Raw genomic sequence first — 19,444 nt, 5'->3', positions numbered from 1 at the left:
CTCAACGGTCGGACGGGCGCGATCTGGCGGCTGTTCGCTGCGAACTAGCGCACCGGGCAGCGGTCTGCGGCCCACTTGCAACGTAAGGGCACCTGGTTGACAGTTGGACCAGCACAGGTGAACGAGAGATGAACAACCCGCCCCGATTGCGATGCACTTCGCGTGACATTAGCCGCACCGTTGCCAGACCGGTTTCAGGAGGCGCTGGAGTAGGCCACGTCGACGTGAAATCGGGTGAAACCGAGCCGGGTGTAAGTGTGCACGGCGGCGGTGTTGTCACCCTCGGTGTAGAGGAGCACGGCGCCGAGGCCGCGGTCCTTCAGATAGTGCAGTCCCGCCAGGGTGAGCAGTCGGCCCAGGCCGCGGCCCTGAGCTTCGGGGTCGATGCCGACCACGTAAACCTCGCCGATCGCCGGAGTCTCGTCGGAATGCACCTTGGTCCAGTGGAATCCGAGGATGCGGGCCGGGCGGGCCGGATCCACGGCGATGAACAGGCCCTTGGGATCGAACCAGGGTTCGGCGCGGCGGGCTTCGATCTCGCGTTCACTCCAGCCGCCCTGTTCCGGATGCCAGGCGAAGGCCGCGTTGTTCACGCGGAGCAGTTCGGCGTCATCGGAAGGGCCCGAGTAGGTGCGCAATTCGAGACCGTCCGGCACGATCAAGCGTGGTAGCTCTGAATTAGCTATCTCGCGCCTCATCTGCCACAATTCACGCGAAACGGACAGACCTAAACGAGCCGCGACCGCTCGCGCCGGGGCCAGATCACCGTGTGCCCAGACCCGTGCGCCCGGGCCGCCCTCCGCCAGTGCGGCGGCCACCAGACCTGCGCCGACACCCTGTCCGCGGGCGGCCGGATCGACGGCGATCTCCGCCATGGCCGGGTGCTCACCATGCGCCGGAACGAGATTCGCGTAGCCGGCGACCGCGCCGTCGCGGATGTCCACGAGATGTCTTGCGGGCGAATCGTTTCCGGCCAGCGACAGCACCGCCTGCTCCGATATCGGCGCCACGCCGTCGGCGGCCGCGGCCCGCTCCAGCACCCCCTTCACCTCCGCGGCGGCCTCGGGGGACAGCCGGTCGGTCCAGGAGATCATCAGAGCGCGCCGTTCGCCGTGGTCAATTCGGTGTCGTCGGTGCCGTCGGAGTCGGGGAAGGTGACCGCGTCGCCCTTGCCGGCCGCGCGCGCGGGGCGCACCGCCTTGTAGCCGACATTGCGGACCGTGCCGATGAGCGACTCGTATTCACTGCCCAGCTTGGCGCGCAGGCGTCGCACGTGCACGTCCACGGTGCGGGTGCCGCCGAAGAAGTCGTAGCCCCAGACCTCCTGGAGCAGCTGGGCGCGGGTGAACACCCGGCCTGCGTGCTGCGCCAGGTACTTGAGGAGCTCGAACTCCTTGTAGGTGAGGTCGAGCGGGCGGCCGCGCAGGCGCGCGGTGTAGGTGCCCTCGTCGATCACCAGCTCGCCGAGAGTGATCTTTCCGGTGTTCTCGGGGCTGGCGACGCCGCCGTTGCGGGCCACCAGCAGCCGTAGCCGGGCATCGAGCTCGGCGGGCCCGGTGCCGGGCAGCAGGATGTCGTCCAGTCCCCAGTCCGCGTTCACCGCGACCAAGCCGCCCTCGGTCAGTACGGCCACCACCGGCACCGAGGATCCGGTGCTGCCCAGCAAACGGCACAGTCCGCGCGCGGCGGCCAGATCGGTGCGGGCATCCACCAGTGCCACATCGGCGGAACCCGCCTCGAGCAGGGAGGCCACCTCGGTCGGCGCGGGTCGCACGTGGTGCGGCAATAACGCCAGCGACGGCAACACCGCCTCGGGGTTGGGGTCGGAGGTCAGCAGGAGCAGCTCCATGAGGGCCCTCCATCCCATCTGGCATGTGTGTGGCTACCGCACTGTCCGCCACTACCTCATGCAGGTCATCACAGGTAATCGCTGCCTACATTAGCGTGTCGTGTGTCCTATTCGCCCTCCGCTTCGCTCCGGGCGGGTTCACGGCGCTGAAAGTCTCGTCCTTCCCTCCTCCGCTTCGCGCCGAGCGCGGGGAGGCGGAGCGCGGTCCAGAACGAGGCGCGCCGCGAACCATCAGCGTCCTGTTCCGGCAGGACCACTCCACAGCGTGCTGCACAGCAGGTTGCCGCCGCAGCCCTACTAGGGTGCAGCTATGCGTTTCCGGAGGCTGCTCATCGGACTGCTCTGCCTGGCAGGGCTGACCGTCCTACTGGATTTCGGAGTAGCGGCGTACACCGAGTACCGGGTCTCGCGGCTCCTGCGGACCGGCTCGGACCTGAGCGCCGATCCGGAGATCACCATTCACGAGTCGCTGCGGCGTCCGTTCGTGGCACAGGCGCTGGACGGCGAGTACGGCAATATCGACATGCGTGCCCGCGCCATGCGCCCGGACATTCCCGGCCAGATCACGGTCGAGGCCAATCTGAAGGGGGTGCACCTGTCGATGCGCAATCTCATCGACGGCGAGGTGGGCCAGGTCCCGGTGGACGAGGTACAGGCGCGCATGCGCATCGAGCCGACCGAGCTCGGCCGCCTGTTCAAGATCCCGGACCTGCAGGTGTTCGGCCCGCCCACCGACAAGTCCGACGGCTCCGGCGGTTCCGGCGGCACCGGCATGACCACGGCCGGCGCTATCATCCTGGAGGGCACGGTGCCGATCGGCCCGGATGCCGAAACCGCGGCGGTCACAGATCCGCGCGGCGACGGCGGTGTGAAGATCACGAAGAAGAAGGTGCACGTGCTGGCGGATCTGCGATTGGAGGGCGATGAGGTCCGCATCACCGCCACCGCCATCTCCGGCCGCGATCTGCAGGCCGACACCGATTCCGTGCTCCCCGACCAGGACCGGACCGTCATCGCCGAACAGGACCGGCCCGCGGTGCTGGCCCGCTTCACCCACACCATCGACACCAAGAACATGCCGTTCGGCCTCACCCCCGGCAAGGTGGAGGCCAGTGGCGGGCAGATCGTGGTGGAGGGCGTCGGCCGCAATGTGACCGTCGATCTGGATCGGCTGCAGAAGTCGTGATCACGGTCGTCATCCTGGTGGTCATGCTGACCGCGGCGATCGCGGTCGGAATCCTGGTGCGCCGCAACGAGGGTCGCGTGCGCGCCAGTGCCGCGGCGAATCCGCCGGAGCCCGAATCGAATCGGGCCGCGCTGCTGGCCGCGGCCGGGGTGCTCCCGGGACGACCGACGGTGCTGCACTTCTCGGCAGACTGGTGCGGCCCGTGCGCGGCGGTACGGCGGGTGGTGTCGGGCGTGGTGACCGAACTGGCCGACGCCGAGCTGGCGCCGCTGGATCTCGAGGTCGACATCGACGCGTATCCGGAGCTGGCGCGCGAGCTGAACGTGCTCTCGCTGCCCACCACTTTCGGATTGGATTCTCGAGGATTGGAACGCTTCCGCATCTCCGGAGTTCCGAAGACGGCGGATCTGCGCACGTCATTGCGGCCTTTGACGGTCTCCGGCACCGCTGAGTGATCAGCATTACGGACCCCGGGTCCAATTTCCCCCGAAAATTGGGTAAACTCCCCCTCGTGCAATCCAACCGCGAGCTGATGCTCACCCGACGCCGCACGGTAGACCTGTGCCGGCTCGGTGGTTGTTGCTGCCTGTGCCGTTAGCCGGTCGGCCTTTCGTATTCCCCTGTCGCCGACCGGATGTGTCCCCGCTGTCGAGAGATCATGTCGATCCTCCAGCGATCTGGCCAATACACCTTCAGCGCAGGAGTACTCCCATGTCGAACTCTCATCCGAGCACACCGCCCGCCGGGCAGGTCGATGTTCGCGGCCCTCGCTTCGCCGCCTGGATCACCACCGCGGTGCTCGTCCTGGTCCTCATCCTCGCCGCCGTCTCCGTTCCCGTCGCCACCGTGCTGTTGGCGTTGCAGGCCGTCGTGTTCGGCCTGGGCGCGACCCTCGGTCCGCGCCGCAGCCCCTACGGTCGCCTCTACGCGGTGGCGGTCGCGCCGCGTGTCGGCGCGCCGACCGAGCTGGAACCCGTTGCGCCGCTGCGGTTCGCGCAGCTGGTGGGCCTGGCCTTCGCCGTGCTGGGCGTGCTGGGCTTCGTAGCCGGCAGCACCGTGCTGGGCGCGGTCTTCACCGGCTTCGCGTTGTTCGCGGCCTTCCTCAACGCGGCCTTCGGAATCTGCCTGGGCTGCAAGATCTATCCGCTGGTCGCGCGGTTCCGCACGCCGTCGGGCAGCGCCGCGCCGTCCTCTGCCGACTCGGTGAAGACCTCCGCATAACCCTGACCATCACCCATCCCTCAACCGCACGAACGCAACGCCTAACCGGCGCCGCATCGAAAGGAACAACATGGCCCGCTCCGATGTCCTGGTCTCCGCAGACTGGGTCGAAGAGAACCTGAACACCCCGGGCGTCGTCCTCGTCGAGGTCGACGAGGACACCTCGGCCTACGACCTGGGACACATCGAGGGCGCCGTGCGTCTCGACTGGAAGAAGGACCTGCAGGACCAGGTCCGTCGCGACTTCGTCAACCAGGAGCAGTTCTCGGCTCTCCTGTCCGAGCGCGGCATCTCCAACGATGACACCGTGGTGCTGTACGGCGGCAACAACAACTGGTTCGCGGCCTACGCCTACTGGTACTTCAAGCTGTACGGCCACCAGGACGTCAAGCTGCTCGACGGTGGCCGCAAGAAGTGGGAGCTGGACGGCCGTGAGCTGACCAAGGAGGTCAAGGACCGCGCGGCCACCGAGTACAAGGCCTCCGCGCAGGACCTGTCCATCCGCGCCTTCCGCGACGAGGTCATCGATGCCATCGGCACCAAGAACCTGGTCGACGTGCGCTCCCCCGACGAGTTCTCCGGCAAGATCCTGGCTCCGGCGCACCTGCCGCAGGAGCAGTCGCAGCGTCCGGGCCACATCCCCGGAGCGATCAACGTTCCGTGGTCGAAGGCCGCGAACGAGGACGGCACCTTCAAGAGCGACGCCGAGCTGGCGGAGATCTACACGCAGGCCGGTCTCGACGGTGAGAAGCAGACCATCGCCTACTGCCGCATCGGTGAGCGTTCCTCGCACACCTGGTTCGTGCTGCAGGAGCTGCTGGGCCACCAGAACGTCAAGAACTACGACGGGAGCTGGACCGAATACGGCTCCCTCGTCGGTGCACCGATCGAGTTGGGAGCGTAATTACCTATGTGTGCAGCACCTACCCAGGGCCAGGCCCTGCCCGCCAATGTCGATGTCGAGAAGGAGACGGTCATCACCGGCCGTGTCCTGACCGCTGACGGCCAGACCGTCGGTGGCGCGTTCGTCCGCCTGCTGGACGGCAACGGCGACTTCACCGCCGAGGTCGTGGCCTCGGGCACCGGTGACTTCCGCTTCTTCGCGGCGCCGGGCTCGTGGACCATCCGCGCGCTGTCGGCGTCCGGCAACGGCGCCGCCGCGGTGTCGCCGGAGGGCAACGGCATCCACAACGTGGACGTCACCGTCGCCAAGTAAGCGAAATGCCAAGAACGGCCCCGGGATTCGTGATCCCGGGGCCGTTCTCGTAGCTGCCGGAGATTTTCCCGGGGCCGTTTTCACGTGCTCCCGCCGGTGCGATTAGACTCCCAGGCGTGGTGCTTACCTTCGAGATTCTGCTGGTTCTCGTCTCCGTGCTGATCGCGTGGTTCGGTCTGTACGTCCTCTACCGGCTGTTCACCGAGTCGTGACAGATCCGGCCCACGAGAACATCGAAAACGGCCTGGCCAACGGCTCCTCCGAAACCGCCGCCCCGCGACGCAGTGGCGATCAGGCGGTCGCGGAGGCGGCCGAGCGCGCCAAGTCGACCGGGGCGCTGAACGTTCCGACCCTGCCGGGTCTGCCGTTGCCCGTCGATACCGCCAACCTGCGGCTGGGCCCGGACCTGAGTCCCTCCATGCTCGCGCTGCTGCCGCTGGTCGGCGTGTGGCGCGGTGAGGGCGAGGGCAACGATCCCGACACCGGTGACTACCGCTTCGGTCAGCAGATCGTCGTCTCCCACGATGGCGGCGACTACCTGACCTGGGAGTCGCGCTCCTGGAAGCTGGACGCCCGGGGCGAGTACGCGTGCCCGGATCTGCGCGAGAGCGGTTTCTGGCGGGTCGGCATCGACGGTGACGACGAGGTGCTGGAGTTGCTGCTCACCCACTCGACCGGCATTGTCGAGCTGTTCTACGGCCAGGCGCTCACCCAGTCCTCCTGGGAGCTGGCCACCGACGTGGTGATCCGCAGCCAGTCCGGCATCGTCGTGGGCGGCGCCAAGCGGCTCTACGGCATTGTCGAGGGCGGCGATCTGGGCTACGTCGAGGAGCGCATCGCCGCCGACGGCGCACTCGAACCGCGCCTCTCGGCCCGCCTGCAGCGCTACATCGGGTAACTGGTCGGTCCGAAACGCGACAACTGATTTCGTAGCGATGGGGGTACCTCCAGGGGTACCCCACAACTGTTCGGGCATCCGTCGCAGGCACGTAATGCCAACGTGGACGGCTCACAGCTGCCCGCTGAAGTCGCGGAGAGGCGGAGCAGAAGGGTACGGCCCCCGAGTCGTACCCGCGGAGATGCAACTCTCACGCAGGTCCGGTCGGACAAGACCGTGACTCGGGGGCCGGGTGACTGCCTTGGATTCGCGAGGGCTCGCGCGATCGGGAATCCGATTGCAGCGGTAGCGCCTAGCTGGCAGCCACCTCACGTGTCCTTGAAATCATTCTCGAACCACCTCCTTCCTGTGTACCGACGAAAGTAGTCGTATCAGGCAAAGGCGGCAATGCATTTTCTCGGATCGCGAAATCGCAGGTCAGGTGGTCACCGTGGGAATAGACCGCTCGATCGAGACGGTCCCGCCCGGCTCGACGCGAACGATGGTGTCCGCCTTGGTGTCCGGCGGCAGCTGATGTGTGACGACCACCACGGTGCGATCGCGCTCGACCAAGCCGCTGGATTCGTCCAGCAGGCGGTGCAGCAGCTCGGCTCCGGCCGCGGCCTCGAGGTGCTCGGTGGGCTCGTCGAGCAGTAGGACCCGGGCCGGCGCGAGCAGGGCGCGGGCCAGCAGGATGCGGCGGCGCTGACCGCCCGAGACCGCGGCCGCGCCACCCACCAGATCCGTGTCGACGCCGTCGGGCAGGGAGTCCAGCCAGTCGCCGGCTCCGACTGCGCGCAGGGCGGATTCGGCCTCGCCCGCGGTGATGTCGCCGCGAGCCACGCGGAGGTTCTCCAGGACGCTGGTGCCGAACAGGTGCGCGTCCTCGGCGAAGAAGGTGACGCCCGGGCGAGGCGCGTCGAACAAACCCGCCCAAGCCATCAGCAACGTGGTCTTCCCCGCGCCGCTGGGTCCGACCACGGCGATGCGGCGGCCCGGCGGCAGCTCGGGAAATTCCGATGCGGGAGTCGCGGATTCGTCGTGCTCGAGCCGATCCAGGCGGTGCAACGCCGCGCGACCGGTGGTGAGCGCCTGCGCGGCCGCCGGGAGCACGGCGACGGCTTCGAAGGCCGACAGCGGCACCAGCACCAGCACGGTGAACGCCATCGGCGTGATGCCGCCCGGCGCGACGGTCTGGAAGCCCGCGGTTGGAACCGGAGAACCGCTGCCGTACAGCACGATCCCGATCAGAAGCGCCCCCAGCACGCTGGCCCCGATGGACAGCGGCAGCACCGCCGCCGCCCACGCGCCGCGCGCGGCCGCCCGATCCTCGGCCGCCACCGCACGCTGCCCCGCCGCGGCGGCCGCGCCGACCGCCTCGGAAAGCCTTCCCGCGACCCGCAATTCGGGCGCATGATCCAGCACCGTGAGTGCCTCGGCGGTGAACTCGGTGCGGTCCGCCCGCACCGCCAGTTCCGCCTCCCGGGCCGCCCGCGCCGACAACCACGGCGCGAGAATCCCCGAAACCGCCAGCGCCACCGCGAGGATGACCGCCGCGGGCATCGAGATGCTCGCCAGTAGCCCCACCGCGAGCAGCGACAGGATCAGCGCGACCGCGATCGGCACGAAGGCGCGCACCACCACGGCCCCGAGATCGTCGATATCGCTCATGACCCGCCCGAGCAGTTCGCCGCGCCGCAGTTGCGTCGGATCTCCCTGCCGGCCTTCGGCTTCCGCGCTCGGCAATCCGGCAGCGGCGCCGTCGCCGTTCGCCGCCCCGGTCCGGCGCGGCCGCCAGATATTCGCACCGGCCAATGTCCGATACGTCGTGGTCCGCGCCGTGCTCATGGCCCGCAGCGCCACATCGTGCGTGGCCAGCCGTTCCAGATACCGGCACAGCCCGCGCGAAATACCCAGCGCGCGAACAGTGACCACCGCGATGCTCAAATCCAGCACCGGCGGCATCTGCCACGCTCGGGCGATCAGCCACGCCGCCAGTGCGGCGAGTCCGAGCCCGCTTCCGAGCGCCAGCACTCCCCACCCCACCGAGAGGGCCATCCGCGCCCGCGACAGTTCGAGCAGTTCCCGAATCCGCCGAAAATCGGCCACTACCGCCTTCATCGCGCTGATACCTCCCTCGGGCCCACGGCTCCGGTCCCCGTATCCGGGGCGTCGGCCTCGCCGCTGCCGACCGGGCCGGTGTCATTGCCGCGGGGCTGCCGGGCCACCGGATTCGCACCGGAGTTGGGCACCGGCTCGGCCGTCGCGGATTTCGGCGAGGACGGCGATGCGCCCGTATCCGGGGCGACGGCAGCGATATCCGCGGAGACGTCGGCGGTACCGGGTGCGGGCCTATCGCCGTGCCCGGCAGCCGAGCTCCCGGTGGTCCGCCGTCCGGGCCCGGCGCCGGCCGCCGAACCGGCTGGTCGGAGGCCGGTTTCCAACCGGGCGTGCGACGGTCGCGCCGACGTGGTGGCCCGGACCTCCACGATATGGTCGGCGACGGCCAGGACGGACGGACGGTGGGCCACCACGACGACGGTGGCTCCGGCGTGGGCGCGGGCGGCCAGGGCCGCGAGAACCTTCGCCTCGGACGTGTCGTCGAGGTGGGCGGTGGGCTCGTCCAAGAGCAGGATGTCGCGGGGGGCCGCCAGCGTGCGGGTGAGGGCCAGACGCTGACGCTGGCCCAGGGACAGGCCGAGGCCGCCGGTCCCGACCACGGTGTCCCAGCGGGCCGGGAGGGTGTCGAGGACCGCGTCGAAACCGGTTGCGACGCAGGCGGCGTCCACCTGGTCGGGACCCGACGGCGGGCCCAGGAGTTCGAGATTGGCGCGGAGCGTGCCGGGGATCAGAACCGGGCGCTGGGGCAGCCAGGCGATGCGGGACCACCAGTCGTCGAGGTCCAGCGCGGCGACGGGGACGCCGTCGACGAGCACGTTTCCGGCGTCCGGGGTGAGCAGTCCCAGGATGGCCTGCAGCGCGGTCGATTTGCCGCAGCCGTTCGGACCGGTCAGGGCGGTGACCGTGCTGGGACGGAGGGTGGCGGACAGCCCTGCGGGTGCGCTCCCGTCGCGAGAGCGCACCGCGAGGTCGCGGATGTCGATGTGGCCGTGCAGGTTTCGGTGCGTCGCGGGAGTCCGCTGCGGCGCGGGCGACCCGGCTTCGGTGATCGGGGCCTGCTCCGCCCCGGGCTCGAGGATCGCGAAGGCCTTGTCGGCGGCGGCCATTCCGTCCTGCGCGGCGTGGAACCGTTCGCCGACCGCGCGCAGCGGGAGGTAGACCTCGGGGGCGAGGATGAGGGCGAGCAGGCCCGCGTACAGCCCCATGTGCCCGAAGACCAGGCGCATGCCGATGGAGACCGCGACCAAGGCCACGCAGAGGGTGGCCAGCATCTCCAGGACCATGGAGGACAGGAACGCCAGGCGCAGCGCCGACATCGTCCGGCGGTGCAGCACATCGCCGAGCTCACGGACTCGGCCGGCCATGCTGCGCGGTGAGTCGTCCTGCCTCGCACCATGGTCGCCCTCGGCATCGGCCGTGTTCGTGCTCACGGCCCACGCTCCGGCGGCGCCCGAGGCCGGGCGGCCCGTCTCGCGGCCCAGGGCGCGCAGGGTCGGCATGCCCGCGAACAGGTCGAGGAGCTGATCGGACAGGCGCGTGGTGGCGGCCAGGGTGTCGGCGGATTTGCCCTGGGTGAGCAGGCCGATGAGGATCATGAAGATCGGGATCAGCGGCAGGGTGACGAGGATGATCAGGCCGGAAACCCAGTCGTGGGCGGCGATCATGGCCAAGACCACGGGCGGGACGAGCGCGGCCAGCAGCAGGGCGGGGAGATAGCCCGCGAGATAGGCGCGCAGTCCGCTCAGCCCCGAGCCGACCACGACCGCGAGTTCGGTTCGGCGGCTCTCCAACGCACGCGGCGGCAGCTGGGCTCCGGCGTTCAGCGCGGCGGTCTCGAGTTCGGCGACGACCTGCGCGCCTGCCCGATGCGCGAGCCGCGACTGCCACCAGGTGGCGGCCACCCGGCACAGCACCGCGAGCGCGAAGATCACCAATTCCACTGTCCAGGAGCCGATTCGGCGGTGCTCCGGTGCGGTGATGACGCCCGCGAGCACCCTGGCCAGCGCCAACGCCGCGATCACGATGCAGCCGGTGGTGACCAGCGACAGCCCCACACTCAGCCCGAGATAGCTGCGGGCGGAGCGGGCGTGCCGCCACAGTCGCGGGTCCACCGGTCGTGCCATGGTCGATCTCCTCTGTGAGACGGGCACGCCGGGCCCGTGGACATCTCGGCGCGCCCGCTCCGTTCAGCTCCGCGCGGATTCCATGGGGAGCCCGATCGGGGCCGGGATCTGCTCCACGGTGAGCCGCTTGCTGAATACCCAGTACGTCCACGCCTGGTAGATCAGCACCACCGGGACCAGTGCCACCGCCACCCAGCTCATCACCACCAGCGTGTAGTGGGTCGAGGACGCCGCCACGGTGCCGTTGCGGCCGTCGACGGTGAGGCTGAACGCGTCATTGATGGTGGACGGCAGCACATGCGGGAACAGCGACCCGAACAGCAGCACCGTGGCCGACGCGATGGTGACCGCGGTGCCGGTGAACGCCCAGCCGTCGCGGCCCTGCGTGGCGGCGAGGCCCGCCACCACCAGGCCGACCACGGCCAGCACCAGCGGAATCCAGGTCCAGCCATTGCCGTGGGCGAGCTGCGTCCACAGGCCGAAGGCCACCACCACCACGGCGGTGGGCGCGAAGAGCAGCCGGATGATGCGCTGGGCGTCGTCGCGCACCTCGTTGCCGGTCTTCAGGGCGATGAACACCGCGCCGTGCAGCAGGAACAGCAGCAGCGTGGCCAGTCCGCCGAGGATGCCGTACGGGTTCAGCAGATCGAGCACCGTGCCCTCGATGTGCCGGTGCCCGTTGAGCTTCACGCCGTGCACGATGTTCGCGAAGGCCAGGCCCCAGGCCAGCGCCGGAATCCAGGATCCGAGCGCGATGCCGACGTCGCACCAGGTGCGCCAGCGCGGATTGTTGATCTTGCCGCGCCATTCGATGGCGCACGCCCGCGTGATCAGTCCGACCAGGATGAGCAGCAGCGCCAGATAGAAGCCGGAGAACAAGCTGGCGTACCACTCCGGGAAGGCGGCGAACATGGCGCCGCCGCCGGTGAGCAGCCACACCTCGTTGCCGTCCCACACCGGGCCGATGGTGTTGAGCACGGTCCGCCTCTTCTGCTCGTCGCCGCGACCGATGACGGGCATCAGCATGCCGACGCCGAAGTCGAAGCCCTCCAGCACGAAATAGCCGGTGAACAGGACCGCGATCAGTAGAAACCAGAATTCAGGGAGACTCATTCTCGGCTCCTAGTAGGCGAAGGAGAGCTTTTCGACGGGCTCCCCGGTCATCTTCGGGGCGCCCGAATCGGTGGACGCCTTGTCGGGTCCGGCGACGACGTAGCGGCGCATCAGGTAGAACCACGCGATGGCCAGCAACCCGTAGAGCGCCGTGAAGATGATCAGCGAGGTGAGCACCGTGCCGGCCGAGATCCCGGAGACGCCCTGCTGCACCGTTATTCGAATCTGCTGGTCGCCGGTCGGGTTGGGCGCGACCACCCAGGGCTGGCGGCCCATCTCGGTGAAGACCCAGCCGGAGATGTTGCCCAGGTACGGCGTTGCGATGGCGAGCAGCGACAGCCACTTGAACCAGGCCTGATCGGGCACGCGGCCGCGGCGGGTGACCCAGAATCCGGCCAGCGCCAAGAGGATCGGGCCCACCATGAAGCCGATCATGGCGCGGAAGGACCAGTAGGTCACGAACAGGTTGGGCCGGTAGTCGCCGATGCCGTACTTCTGGTTGTACTCGACCTGCAGGTCCTTGACGCCCTTCAGCGTGACGCCGGTGAAGTCGCCGGTGGCCAGCCACGGCAGCACGTAGGGCACCTCGATGAGGTGGTCGACGCTGTCGCAGTTGTTGTGGGTGCCGACGGTCAGCACGGAGAAGTCCGGATCGGTCGCGGTGTGGCACAGCGATTCCGCCGAGGCCATCTTCATGGGCTGCTGCTTGAACATCAGCTTGCCCTGGATGTCACCGGTGAAGACGAGCGCGACCGAGGCGATCAGGATCACGTACAGGCCCAACCGCGCGCTCGGCCGCCACATGGTGCGGGCGTCCTCGAGCGGCGCGTCGGTGCCGTCGGTCTTGGCCTTGCGGGCATTTCGCACCATCCACCAGCCGGCGATGCCGGCGACGAAAGTGCCTGCGGTGAGGAAGGATCCGGCCAGCACGTGTGGGAAGGCGGCGAGTGTGGTGTTGTTGGTGAGTACCGACCAAATGCTCTGCAGCTCGGCGCGGCCGGTGTCGGGGTTGAACTTCGCGCCGACCGGGTGCTGCATGAACGAGTTGGCGGCGATGATGAAGTACGCGGAGGCGTTGGTACCGATGGCGACCAGCCAGATGCAGGCCAGGTGCACCTTCTGCGGCAGGCGGGTCCAGCCGAAGATCCACAGGCCCAGGAAGGTCGATTCCATGAAGAAGGCGACCAGCGCCTCCATGGCCAGCGGTGCGCCGAACACGTCGCCGACGAAGCGGGAGTATTCGCTCCAGCCCATGCCGAACTGGAATTCCTGCACGATGCCGGTGGCGACGCCGAGGGCGAAGTTGATCAGGAACAGCTTGCCGAAGAATTTTGTGAGCCTGAGCCAATGCTCCTTGCCGGTGATCACCCAGGCGGTCTGCATGCCCGCGACGAGCGGAGCGAGGCCGATGGTGAGTGGCACCAGGATGAAGTGATAGACGGTCGTTATTCCGAACTGCCAACGCGCCAGGTCTACGACGCTCATCCGACCTCCCTGCCGATCTACGACATGACGTAGTAACAGACACTACGCCGACTGGTCTTCAGATCAACATGCGCCGCACCACAGTGTGCGGATTATTTGCCACAATGTGACAGATCGATCACCAAGGTCCCTACGGCGCTCGGGCGGAATGGGGACCGGCCAGGGCGAAAGACCCTCGAGCGACAGCTCTTCGAGCCGGGTCACCAGTCCGCGAGACTCCCCGGCAGGGTGATCCCGCGATTCACCATGTCCACGATCTCCTCGGCGTTGTCGGGCGCCGACATGCGCAGTCCGTCCAGGGAATTGACCCGCGCGGCCAGCGTGATCGAGGACAGCATCCAGACCGCGTCGGCGGTGATCAGATCCGCGGTGAACAGCTGCTCGTACCGGCACTCCCAGCCCGCCTTCTCCGCCTGCGCGAACAGCGCCCGCTGTGTGGTGCCGGGCAGCACGCCATTGCGCGCGGGCGGGGTGATGAGCTGATTCCCGCGCTGCACAACGACTGTCGAGCGCGGGCCCTCCAGCACGCGATGCTCGGTGCTGGTGAAGATGACATCGTCGGCGCCCATGCGCTGGGCGAACCGCAGCGCGGACATATTCGTCGCGTAGGACAGGGTTTTCGCGCCCAGCAGCAGCCATGGCGCGTTCTGCGCCAGATCGATGGAGATGCCGCGTGAGAGCGTGATCACCGAAACACCCTCGGTGCGAGCTTTTTTCACGCGCTCGGGCACCGGAACCACGTAAACGAAACCGGTCGTCACCGGTTCGGCCCCGGCCAGATCCCCGCCCTTGACAGCCGTTCGTTCACCACCCCTTCCATGATCGCCGTCACGCCCCCGGGTGAGCACCATGCGCAGCGTGCCCTCGCGCTCGCTACCCCACTGCTCGGCGGCCGACTCCACCGCGAACCGCCACGCGTCCAGATCCGGCGCGGGCAATTCGAGGGCCTCCGCCGACCGCCGCAGCCGCGCCAGATGCAACTCCAGCGCACAGGGCACGCCGCCGCGCACCAGCACCGTCTCGAAGATGCCGTCGCCACGCAGTACGCCGATATCGTCCGCATACAACAACGGCGCGTCCGGATCCCGGATCACGCCGTCGAGTGTCACCAAAACCCGTTCCACCATGGCCTCGACCCTATGACAGATGGCCCGACCCGGCGGCCATACCGCGCCACCCGACCCGTCAACCCGCCCGCCACCACCCGATGGCCCCCTACCCCGGCCCAAACGCGACAACCGCCTCACCACCACACCCCGCCCCATGACCCGATCACGACACCATCGCTCGTTCCGCCCCGGGACTTCGTCTCCCAACGCGACGGACCGATCTCGCAACGATCCGGGTAACTCACCGGGTAGACCCGACATCGATTCGGCGCTCAACCGCCGGCACGCATGCGAAGGCCGCGACGGCTCCCAGCCGCACGCCGAAGTCCCGAGGAAGCGGATCAGTCCGGGTAACCCACCGGCCACGCCCGAAATCGATTCGGACCCCAGCGCCGGCACACGTGCAAGAGCCGCAACGGCTCCCAACCGTGCGCTGAAGTCCCGGGGAGGCTGATCGGTCCCGGGTGGCGGGTTAATGTTGACTCGTGTCCTCCTCGGTTGCGCCCAGTCCGATCTTGCAGGTTCCAGGGGCTGTCGCGGGGCCGCCGGAGTCACCGGATGCCGCGGTGGCGTGGCATTACGGCGATCCCTTCGGCGAGCAACGCGCGGCGGTCGAGCGGGTCGCGGTGGTGGATCGGTCCCACCGGTTCGTCATCTCGATCACCGGCAAGGAGCGGCTGAGCTGGCTGCACACCATCTCCAGCCAGGCGGTCGCCGACCTCGGCGACGGGGAGTCCGCGGAGAGTCTCGACCTGGATCTGAACGGCCGGGTGCTGAACCACTTCGTGCTCACCGACCTGGACGGCACGGTGTGGATCGACACCGAGGGCCCGCGCGGACCCGAGCTGCTGAGCTTCCTGCAGAAGATGGTGTTCTGGGCCGACGCCGAGCCCGTCGACGCGAATGACCATGCGGTGCTGAGCCTGCTGGGCCCCGATGTGGCCGAGCTCACCGAAAACCTCGGCGTCGCAGCCCTTCCCGAGACCTATCGTGCGGTGCCCCTGCCCGGCGGCGGCTTCCTGCGCCGCATGCCCTGGCCCACCGCCGACTCCTTCGACCTCCTCGTGCCCCGCGACCAACTCGCCACTTGGTGGACGAGGCTGCGTGACGCGGGCGCGGCGGCCGCGGGCCTGTGGGCGTTCGAGGCGCTGCGGGTGGTCGCGCTGCGCCCGCGCCTCGGCATCGACACCGACGACCGCACCATCCCGCATGAGGTGAACTGGATCGGCGGACCCGGCGAACACGGCGCCGTGCACCTGAACAAGGGCTGCTACCGCGGTCAGGAGACCGTGGCGCGCGTGCACAATCTCGGCAAGCCTCCCCGGCACCTGGTGCTGCTGCACCTGGACGGTTCCGCGGATTCCCGCCCGGAGACCGGTGATCCGGTGACAGCGGGCGGTCGCGCCGTCGGCGTGCTGGGCACGGTGATCGACCACTACGAGCTCGGCCCGATCGCACTGGCTCTGATCAAACGCACCATCCCCGTCGACACCGCGTTGGTCGCGGGCCCGTGCGCGGCGGCCATCGACCCGGATTCGGTGCCCGCGCACGACGAGCCGCAGGCCGGCCGGCTCGCCGTCGAGAAGCTGCGCGGCCGGTGAACGCCGCCCCTGTCGGCCGGGTGCTGGCCGTCTGCGTGGTCTACGCCGAACTGGAGGTGCCCGCCAAATCGTCCAAGGTGGGCCGCACCTCCATCGACAAACGTCCGGTGCCGCACCGGGTTCCGGTCCGGGCAGTGGGCCTGGAGGGCGATCACGTGTGCGATACCAAGCATCACGGCGGCGTGCATCAGGCGGTCTACGCCTACGCCGAGGAGGACGCCCGGCGCTGGGCCACCGAGCTGGGCCGCGAGCTCCGCGCGGGCTGGTTCGGGGAGAACCTGCGCCTGGAAGGGCTTTCCGTCAGTGACGCGGTCATCGGCGAGCGCTGGATCGTCGGCGATACCCTCCTGGAGGTGACCGCCCCGCGTGTCCCGTGCGCCACCTTCCAGTGGCACGCCGGTGAGTCGCAGTGGGTGAAACGCTTCACCGCACAGGCGAATACGGGGGCCTACCTGCGTGTGCTCACCGAGGGCACGATCGGCGCGGGCGACGAGGCGCGGGTGGTGCACGTGCCCGGGCACGGCGTCACCGTTCGCGACCTGTTCACCGGCGCGGACCCGCAGCGCCTGGATGTGCTGGCCACGGCCGAGCCCACCATCTCCGACGACGTCCGCATGCAGATCGACCGCCACCGCCGCCGCCATGCCGCGGCGGCCCGCTCGATGACTTTCGAAGGGAGTTCCGCGCGTGAGCGGTCGAACGCGGAGGAGCCGCTCCACCACACAGCGCTCGCGGAGCGTGAGCACGCGGCGCTCCGCTCGCGCGTGAAAGGGGCACAGCCTTGAGCATGGATCTGGTCGAAGTGGTGCGGTCCGGTTTCCGCGAGTGTGTGCACCGTGGGTCGGCGGTGGCGCTACGCCCGGACGGCGAACCGCTGGTCGAGGTGGGCGCGGTGCACGGCCCGATCTTCCCGCGCTCCACCAATAAGCCGATGCAGGCGCTCACCTTGCTGCGCAACGGTTTCGAGCCCGCCGATGACGCCGAGCTGGCCATCGCCACCGCCTCGCACTTCGGCGAAGCGGATCACCTGCGGCTGGTGCAGCGGCTGCTGGACCGCTTCGGCTGCACCGAGGACGACCTCGAGTGCCCGCCGGATCTGCCGTTCGAGGAGCAGGCCCGGGCCCGGGTGCTGGCCGGGAGCGACCGCGCGCAGGCCGCCCGCCGCATCTACATGAACTGCTCCGGCAAGCATGCCGCCATGCTCGCCACCTGCAAGATCAACGATTGGCCGACCCGCGGCTACCTCGAGGTCGGGCATCCGCTGCAGCAGGCCGTGCTGGAGACCATCGCCGACGTGACCGGTGAGCCGGAGACCGATCTGGGCATCGACGGCTGCGGGCTGCCCATCGTGCCGGTGTCGCTGGTGAACCTGGCCCGCGCCTACGCGGCCTTCGCCACCGCGGCCCCGGGCACTCCGGAACGTCGGGTCGCGGACGCGATCCGCGCGCATCCGCGAGTGATTTCCGGCACGGACGGTCCCGATTTCCGCGTGATGAGCGCGACACCGGGCCTGGTGTGCAAGATCGGCGCCGACGGGGTGCACGCCGGTGCGCTGCCGGACGGTTCGGCCTTCGCCTACAAGATCGACGACGGCGCCGATCGCGCACGCCTTCCGCTGACGCTGGCCATTCTCCAGCGTATGGGCGTGGAGTGGACCGACGAGCACGCCGAGCTGGCGGCCCCCGCGGTGCTCGGAGGCGGAGCCCGGGTGGGCATCATCCGAGCGATTCCCGGGGTGCTGTAGCCGCCGGTCGGCGTGCTTTCCCGAGGGCCCGGTCAGCGCCGGGCCCCGCCCCGGGACGTTTATCCCCCACTCCTGGAAGCGCGACCGCCGGACACACGCTAAAGTGTTCGTCAGGAAGAGTATTAATTCGAACGGGGCCGCCAAACCCACCCCAGGCCGCCCCGCAGTGACGCGAGGGGGTCAGCCATGGGCCGTGGCCGGGCTAAGGCAAAGCAGACCAAGGTTGCACGAGAGCTGAAGTACAGCTCGCCGTCGACCGACTTCGCGAGCCTTCAGCGTGAGTTGTCGGGGAGTCCCTCCGACACGCAGCGGAGTGGTGTGCTTTCGGACGAGCACGACGCGAGCGAGTCTCGATCGGGCTGGGACGAAGACGACTACGACGACTGGCGTCGCTGACCTCGGATTATCGACGTGCTAAGGGGGAGGCCTTCATTGGCCTCCCCCTTAGCACGTCGATTTGCGCCGAGGTCTGCCGCTGAAGGTTCGCCCGAATGACACCGGCGGCTCCCCGCCTCTCCGCGTCTTTGGCGCACAGCTTGGGAGCCGTATCCGGTTTCGTATGCGTGCCGGCGGTTGGGTGACGATCCGACTTTGGGAGCAGGTAGTTCCACCTGCCCTGCGGCGACAGAGTCTCACCCGGCTCGACCGGCGAAACGAAAGGCCCCGGCTGCTCATCAGAGCGGCCGGGGCCCTTCTATTGTGGCTCGAACGCGCTCAAAAGCGCGGGTGGTCTCCCATGAGCACCGCGCGGGCGGCGTCGGCGTCCTTGGCCTTCTTTACCGTACCGAGGGTCCAGCAGTCGATGTGGCGGGCGGTGAGGACGGCGAGGGCGCGGTCGGCGTCCTCGGGGGCGACGACCGCGACCATGCCGACGCCCATGTTGAAGGTCTTCTCCATCTCGGCGCGCTCGACGCGGCCGCGCTGGGCGATCATCTTGAAGACCGGGGCCGGGTTCCAGGTGCCGCGATCCAGCTCGGCGACCAGGCCGGCGGGAAGCACGCGGGCCAGGTTGGCGGCCAGCCCGCCACCCGTCACGTGGCAGAAGGTGCGCACGTCGGTCTCGGCGATCAGGGCCAGGCAGTCCTTGGCGTAGATCTTGGTCGGCTCGAGCAGTTCCTCGCCGAGGGTGCGGCCGAACTCCTCGACGTGCCCGGTGAGGGACATGCGGTCGATGTCGAGCAGCACCTTGCGGGCCAGCGAGTAGCCGTTGGAGTGCAGGCCCGAGGCTCCCATGCCGATCACCACGTCGCCGGGGCGGACGCGGTCCGGGCCGAGCACGGCGTCCGCCTCCACCACGCCGACGCCGGTGGCGGACAGGTCGTAGTCGTCGATGCCCATGAGGCCCGGGTGTTCGGCGGTCTCGCCGCCCAGCAGGGCGCAGCCCGCGATGACACAGCCCTCGGCGATGCCGGAAACGATCTGCGCGACCCGTTCCGGGACCACCTTGCCGACGGCGATGTAGTCCTGCAGGAACAGCGGTTCGGCGCCGCAGACCACCAGGTCGTCCACCACCATGGCGACCAGGTCCAGGCCGACGGTGTCGTGCTTGTCGAGGGCTTGGGCGACCGCGATCTTGGTGCCGACGCCGTCGGTGGAGGCGGCGAGCAGGGGCTCCTTGTAGCCGCCCTTCAGTGCGAACAGTCCTGCGAAGCCGCCGAGTCCGCCCTGCACTTCGGGGCGGCTGGCCTTCTTGGCCAGGGGAGCGAACAGTTCGACTGCGCGGTCACCGGCTTCGATGTCGACGCCGGCCGCCGCGTACGAGGCACCGGCACCACTGGGGGTCTGTTCAGTCATTGTCG

17 protein-coding genes and 1 pseudogene are annotated in these 19,444 nt (G+C 69.0%); 10 read left to right on the top strand and 8 right to left on the bottom strand.

Annotated elements, in window-relative coordinates; all coding sequences use genetic code 11:
• Positions 1-194 precede the first annotated feature (194 nt).
• Together mshD and GLP40_RS00605 are read right to left on the bottom strand one after the other, a co-directional pair.
• The gene (mshD, locus tag GLP40_RS00610) at positions 195-1,094 is read right to left on the bottom strand and encodes a mycothiol synthase (RefSeq protein WP_154785854.1); all 900 of its coding nucleotides are present in this window, start codon (positions 1,092-1,094) and stop codon (positions 195-197) included.
• A complete protein-coding gene (locus GLP40_RS00605) occupies positions 1,094-1,849 on the bottom strand; it encodes a winged helix-turn-helix transcriptional regulator (RefSeq protein ID WP_154785853.1) in 756 nt (251 codons plus the stop codon). Before GLP40_RS00605 ends, mshD begins: the two co-directional genes overlap by 1 nt.
• Positions 1,850-2,159: 310 nt before the next feature.
• Here GLP40_RS00605 and GLP40_RS00600 point away from each other — a divergent pair, with 310 nt between their 5' ends.
• From GLP40_RS00600 to GLP40_RS00575, 6 genes are all read left to right on the top strand, one after another.
• Positions 2,160-3,035, top strand: a complete 876-nt coding sequence (locus GLP40_RS00600) for an LmeA family phospholipid-binding protein (protein WP_154785852.1) — start codon at positions 2,160-2,162, stop codon at positions 3,033-3,035.
• Positions 3,032-3,490: a thioredoxin family protein gene (locus tag GLP40_RS00595; protein WP_328289518.1), complete on the top strand. Its 459-nt coding sequence runs from the start codon at positions 3,032-3,034 to the stop codon at positions 3,488-3,490. Before GLP40_RS00600 ends, GLP40_RS00595 begins: the two co-directional genes overlap by 4 nt.
• 256 nt (positions 3,491-3,746) lie before the next feature.
• Entirely contained in the window at positions 3,747-4,256 is a 510-nt protein-coding gene (locus GLP40_RS00590) for a DUF4395 domain-containing protein (RefSeq protein WP_154785851.1), read from the top strand.
• A 70-nt stretch (positions 4,257-4,326) separates the two neighbouring features.
• Positions 4,327-5,160 carry a sulfurtransferase gene (locus GLP40_RS00585; RefSeq protein ID WP_154785850.1) on the top strand — a complete coding sequence of 278 codons (834 nt, stop codon included), beginning with the start codon at positions 4,327-4,329 and terminating at the stop codon, positions 5,158-5,160.
• Positions 5,161-5,166: 6 nt separating this feature from the next.
• Positions 5,167-5,472, top strand: a complete 306-nt coding sequence (locus GLP40_RS00580) for a DUF1416 domain-containing protein (RefSeq protein ID WP_154785849.1) — start codon at positions 5,167-5,169, stop codon at positions 5,470-5,472.
• A 232-nt stretch (positions 5,473-5,704) separates the two neighbouring features.
• Entirely contained in the window at positions 5,705-6,370 is a 666-nt protein-coding gene (locus tag GLP40_RS00575; protein ID WP_328289620.1) for an FABP family protein, read from the top strand.
• 417 nt (positions 6,371-6,787) lie between these two features.
• Here the strand turns inward: GLP40_RS00575 and GLP40_RS00570 are convergent, their stop codons facing one another.
• The 5 genes and pseudogenes from GLP40_RS00570 to GLP40_RS00550 all read right to left on the bottom strand — a co-directional run bounded on the left by GLP40_RS00570 (position 6,788) and on the right by GLP40_RS00550 (position 14,318).
• Positions 6,788-8,470, bottom strand: a complete 1,683-nt coding sequence (locus GLP40_RS00570) for an ATP-binding cassette domain-containing protein (protein WP_154785848.1) — start codon at positions 8,468-8,470, stop codon at positions 6,788-6,790.
• A gap of 344 nt (positions 8,471-8,814) precedes the next feature.
• Positions 8,815-10,593 (bottom strand): annotated as a pseudogene (locus GLP40_RS00565) (ABC transporter ATP-binding protein/permease); the annotation flags it as partial.
• 63 nt (positions 10,594-10,656) lie between these two features.
• Positions 10,657-11,706 carry a cytochrome d ubiquinol oxidase subunit II gene (gene cydB / locus GLP40_RS00560; protein WP_154785846.1) on the bottom strand — a complete coding sequence of 350 codons (1,050 nt, stop codon included), beginning with the start codon at positions 11,704-11,706 and terminating at the stop codon, positions 10,657-10,659.
• A 9-nt stretch (positions 11,707-11,715) separates the two neighbouring features.
• Complete coding sequence (locus tag GLP40_RS00555) at positions 11,716-13,191, bottom strand: cytochrome ubiquinol oxidase subunit I (RefSeq protein ID WP_154785845.1); 1,476 nt, start codon at positions 13,189-13,191, stop codon at positions 11,716-11,718.
• 200 nt (positions 13,192-13,391) lie between these two features.
• Positions 13,392-14,318 (bottom strand): aminodeoxychorismate lyase, encoded by a 927-nt coding sequence (locus tag GLP40_RS00550; protein ID WP_154785844.1) that lies wholly within the window; start codon positions 14,316-14,318, stop codon positions 13,392-13,394.
• A 467-nt stretch (positions 14,319-14,785) separates the two neighbouring features.
• Here GLP40_RS00550 and ygfZ point away from each other — a divergent pair, with 467 nt between their 5' ends.
• The 4 genes from ygfZ to GLP40_RS00530 all read left to right on the top strand — a co-directional run bounded on the left by ygfZ (position 14,786) and on the right by GLP40_RS00530 (position 18,041).
• On the top strand, positions 14,786-15,901 hold the full coding sequence (ygfZ, locus tag GLP40_RS00545) for a CAF17-like 4Fe-4S cluster assembly/insertion protein YgfZ (RefSeq protein ID WP_328289517.1): 1,116 nt from the start codon (positions 14,786-14,788) through the stop codon (positions 15,899-15,901).
• Positions 15,898-16,686, top strand: a complete 789-nt coding sequence (locus GLP40_RS00540) for an MOSC domain-containing protein (protein ID WP_407671512.1) — start codon at positions 15,898-15,900, stop codon at positions 16,684-16,686. The genes ygfZ and GLP40_RS00540 overlap by 4 nt, the downstream gene beginning before the upstream one ends.
• Positions 16,683-17,645: an asparaginase gene (locus tag GLP40_RS00535; protein WP_154785843.1), complete on the top strand. Its 963-nt coding sequence runs from the start codon at positions 16,683-16,685 to the stop codon at positions 17,643-17,645. The genes GLP40_RS00540 and GLP40_RS00535 overlap by 4 nt, the downstream gene beginning before the upstream one ends.
• A 186-nt stretch (positions 17,646-17,831) precedes the next feature.
• Positions 17,832-18,041 (top strand): DUF3073 domain-containing protein, encoded by a 210-nt coding sequence (locus tag GLP40_RS00530; RefSeq protein WP_154785842.1) that lies wholly within the window; start codon positions 17,832-17,834, stop codon positions 18,039-18,041.
• Positions 18,042-18,359: 318 nt separating this feature from the next.
• Here GLP40_RS00530 and purM read toward each other — a convergent pair whose 3' ends face one another.
• A complete protein-coding gene (gene purM / locus GLP40_RS00525) occupies positions 18,360-19,439 on the bottom strand; it encodes a phosphoribosylformylglycinamidine cyclo-ligase (protein ID WP_154785841.1) in 1,080 nt (359 codons plus the stop codon).
• Positions 19,440-19,444 lie beyond the last annotated feature (5 nt).

Origin of the sequence: Nocardia aurantiaca, assembly GCF_009708175.1 — a bacterium.
Lineage (GTDB): Bacteria > Actinomycetota > Actinomycetes > Mycobacteriales > Mycobacteriaceae > Nocardia > Nocardia aurantiaca.
Note: the sequence above shows the minus strand (reverse complement) of the source record. Positions and strands in the feature narration are given on the sequence as shown.

Coding starts and splice junctions, on each gene's coding strand:
- mshD (WP_154785854.1), bottom strand. CDS start 1,094: ATGATCTCCTGGACCGACCGGCTGTCCCCCGAGGCCGCCGCGGAGGTG.
- GLP40_RS00605 (WP_154785853.1), bottom strand. CDS start 1,849: ATGGAGCTGCTCCTGCTGACCTCCGACCCCAACCCCGAGGCGGTGTTG.
- GLP40_RS00600 (WP_154785852.1), top strand. CDS start 2,160: ATGCGTTTCCGGAGGCTGCTCATCGGACTGCTCTGCCTGGCAGGGCTG.
- GLP40_RS00590 (WP_154785851.1), top strand. CDS start 3,747: ATGTCGAACTCTCATCCGAGCACACCGCCCGCCGGGCAGGTCGATGTT.
- GLP40_RS00585 (WP_154785850.1), top strand. CDS start 4,327: ATGGCCCGCTCCGATGTCCTGGTCTCCGCAGACTGGGTCGAAGAGAAC.
- GLP40_RS00580 (WP_154785849.1), top strand. CDS start 5,167: ATGTGTGCAGCACCTACCCAGGGCCAGGCCCTGCCCGCCAATGTCGAT.
- GLP40_RS00570 (WP_154785848.1), bottom strand. CDS start 8,470: ATGAAGGCGGTAGTGGCCGATTTTCGGCGGATTCGGGAACTGCTCGAA.
- cydB (WP_154785846.1), bottom strand. CDS start 11,706: ATGAGTCTCCCTGAATTCTGGTTTCTACTGATCGCGGTCCTGTTCACC.
- GLP40_RS00555 (WP_154785845.1), bottom strand. CDS start 13,191: ATGAGCGTCGTAGACCTGGCGCGTTGGCAGTTCGGAATAACGACCGTC.
- GLP40_RS00550 (WP_154785844.1), bottom strand. CDS start 14,318: ATGGTGGAACGGGTTTTGGTGACACTCGACGGCGTGATCCGGGATCCG.
- GLP40_RS00530 (WP_154785842.1), top strand. CDS start 17,832: ATGGGCCGTGGCCGGGCTAAGGCAAAGCAGACCAAGGTTGCACGAGAG.
- purM (WP_154785841.1), bottom strand. CDS start 19,439: ATGACTGAACAGACCCCCAGTGGTGCCGGTGCCTCGTACGCGGCGGCC.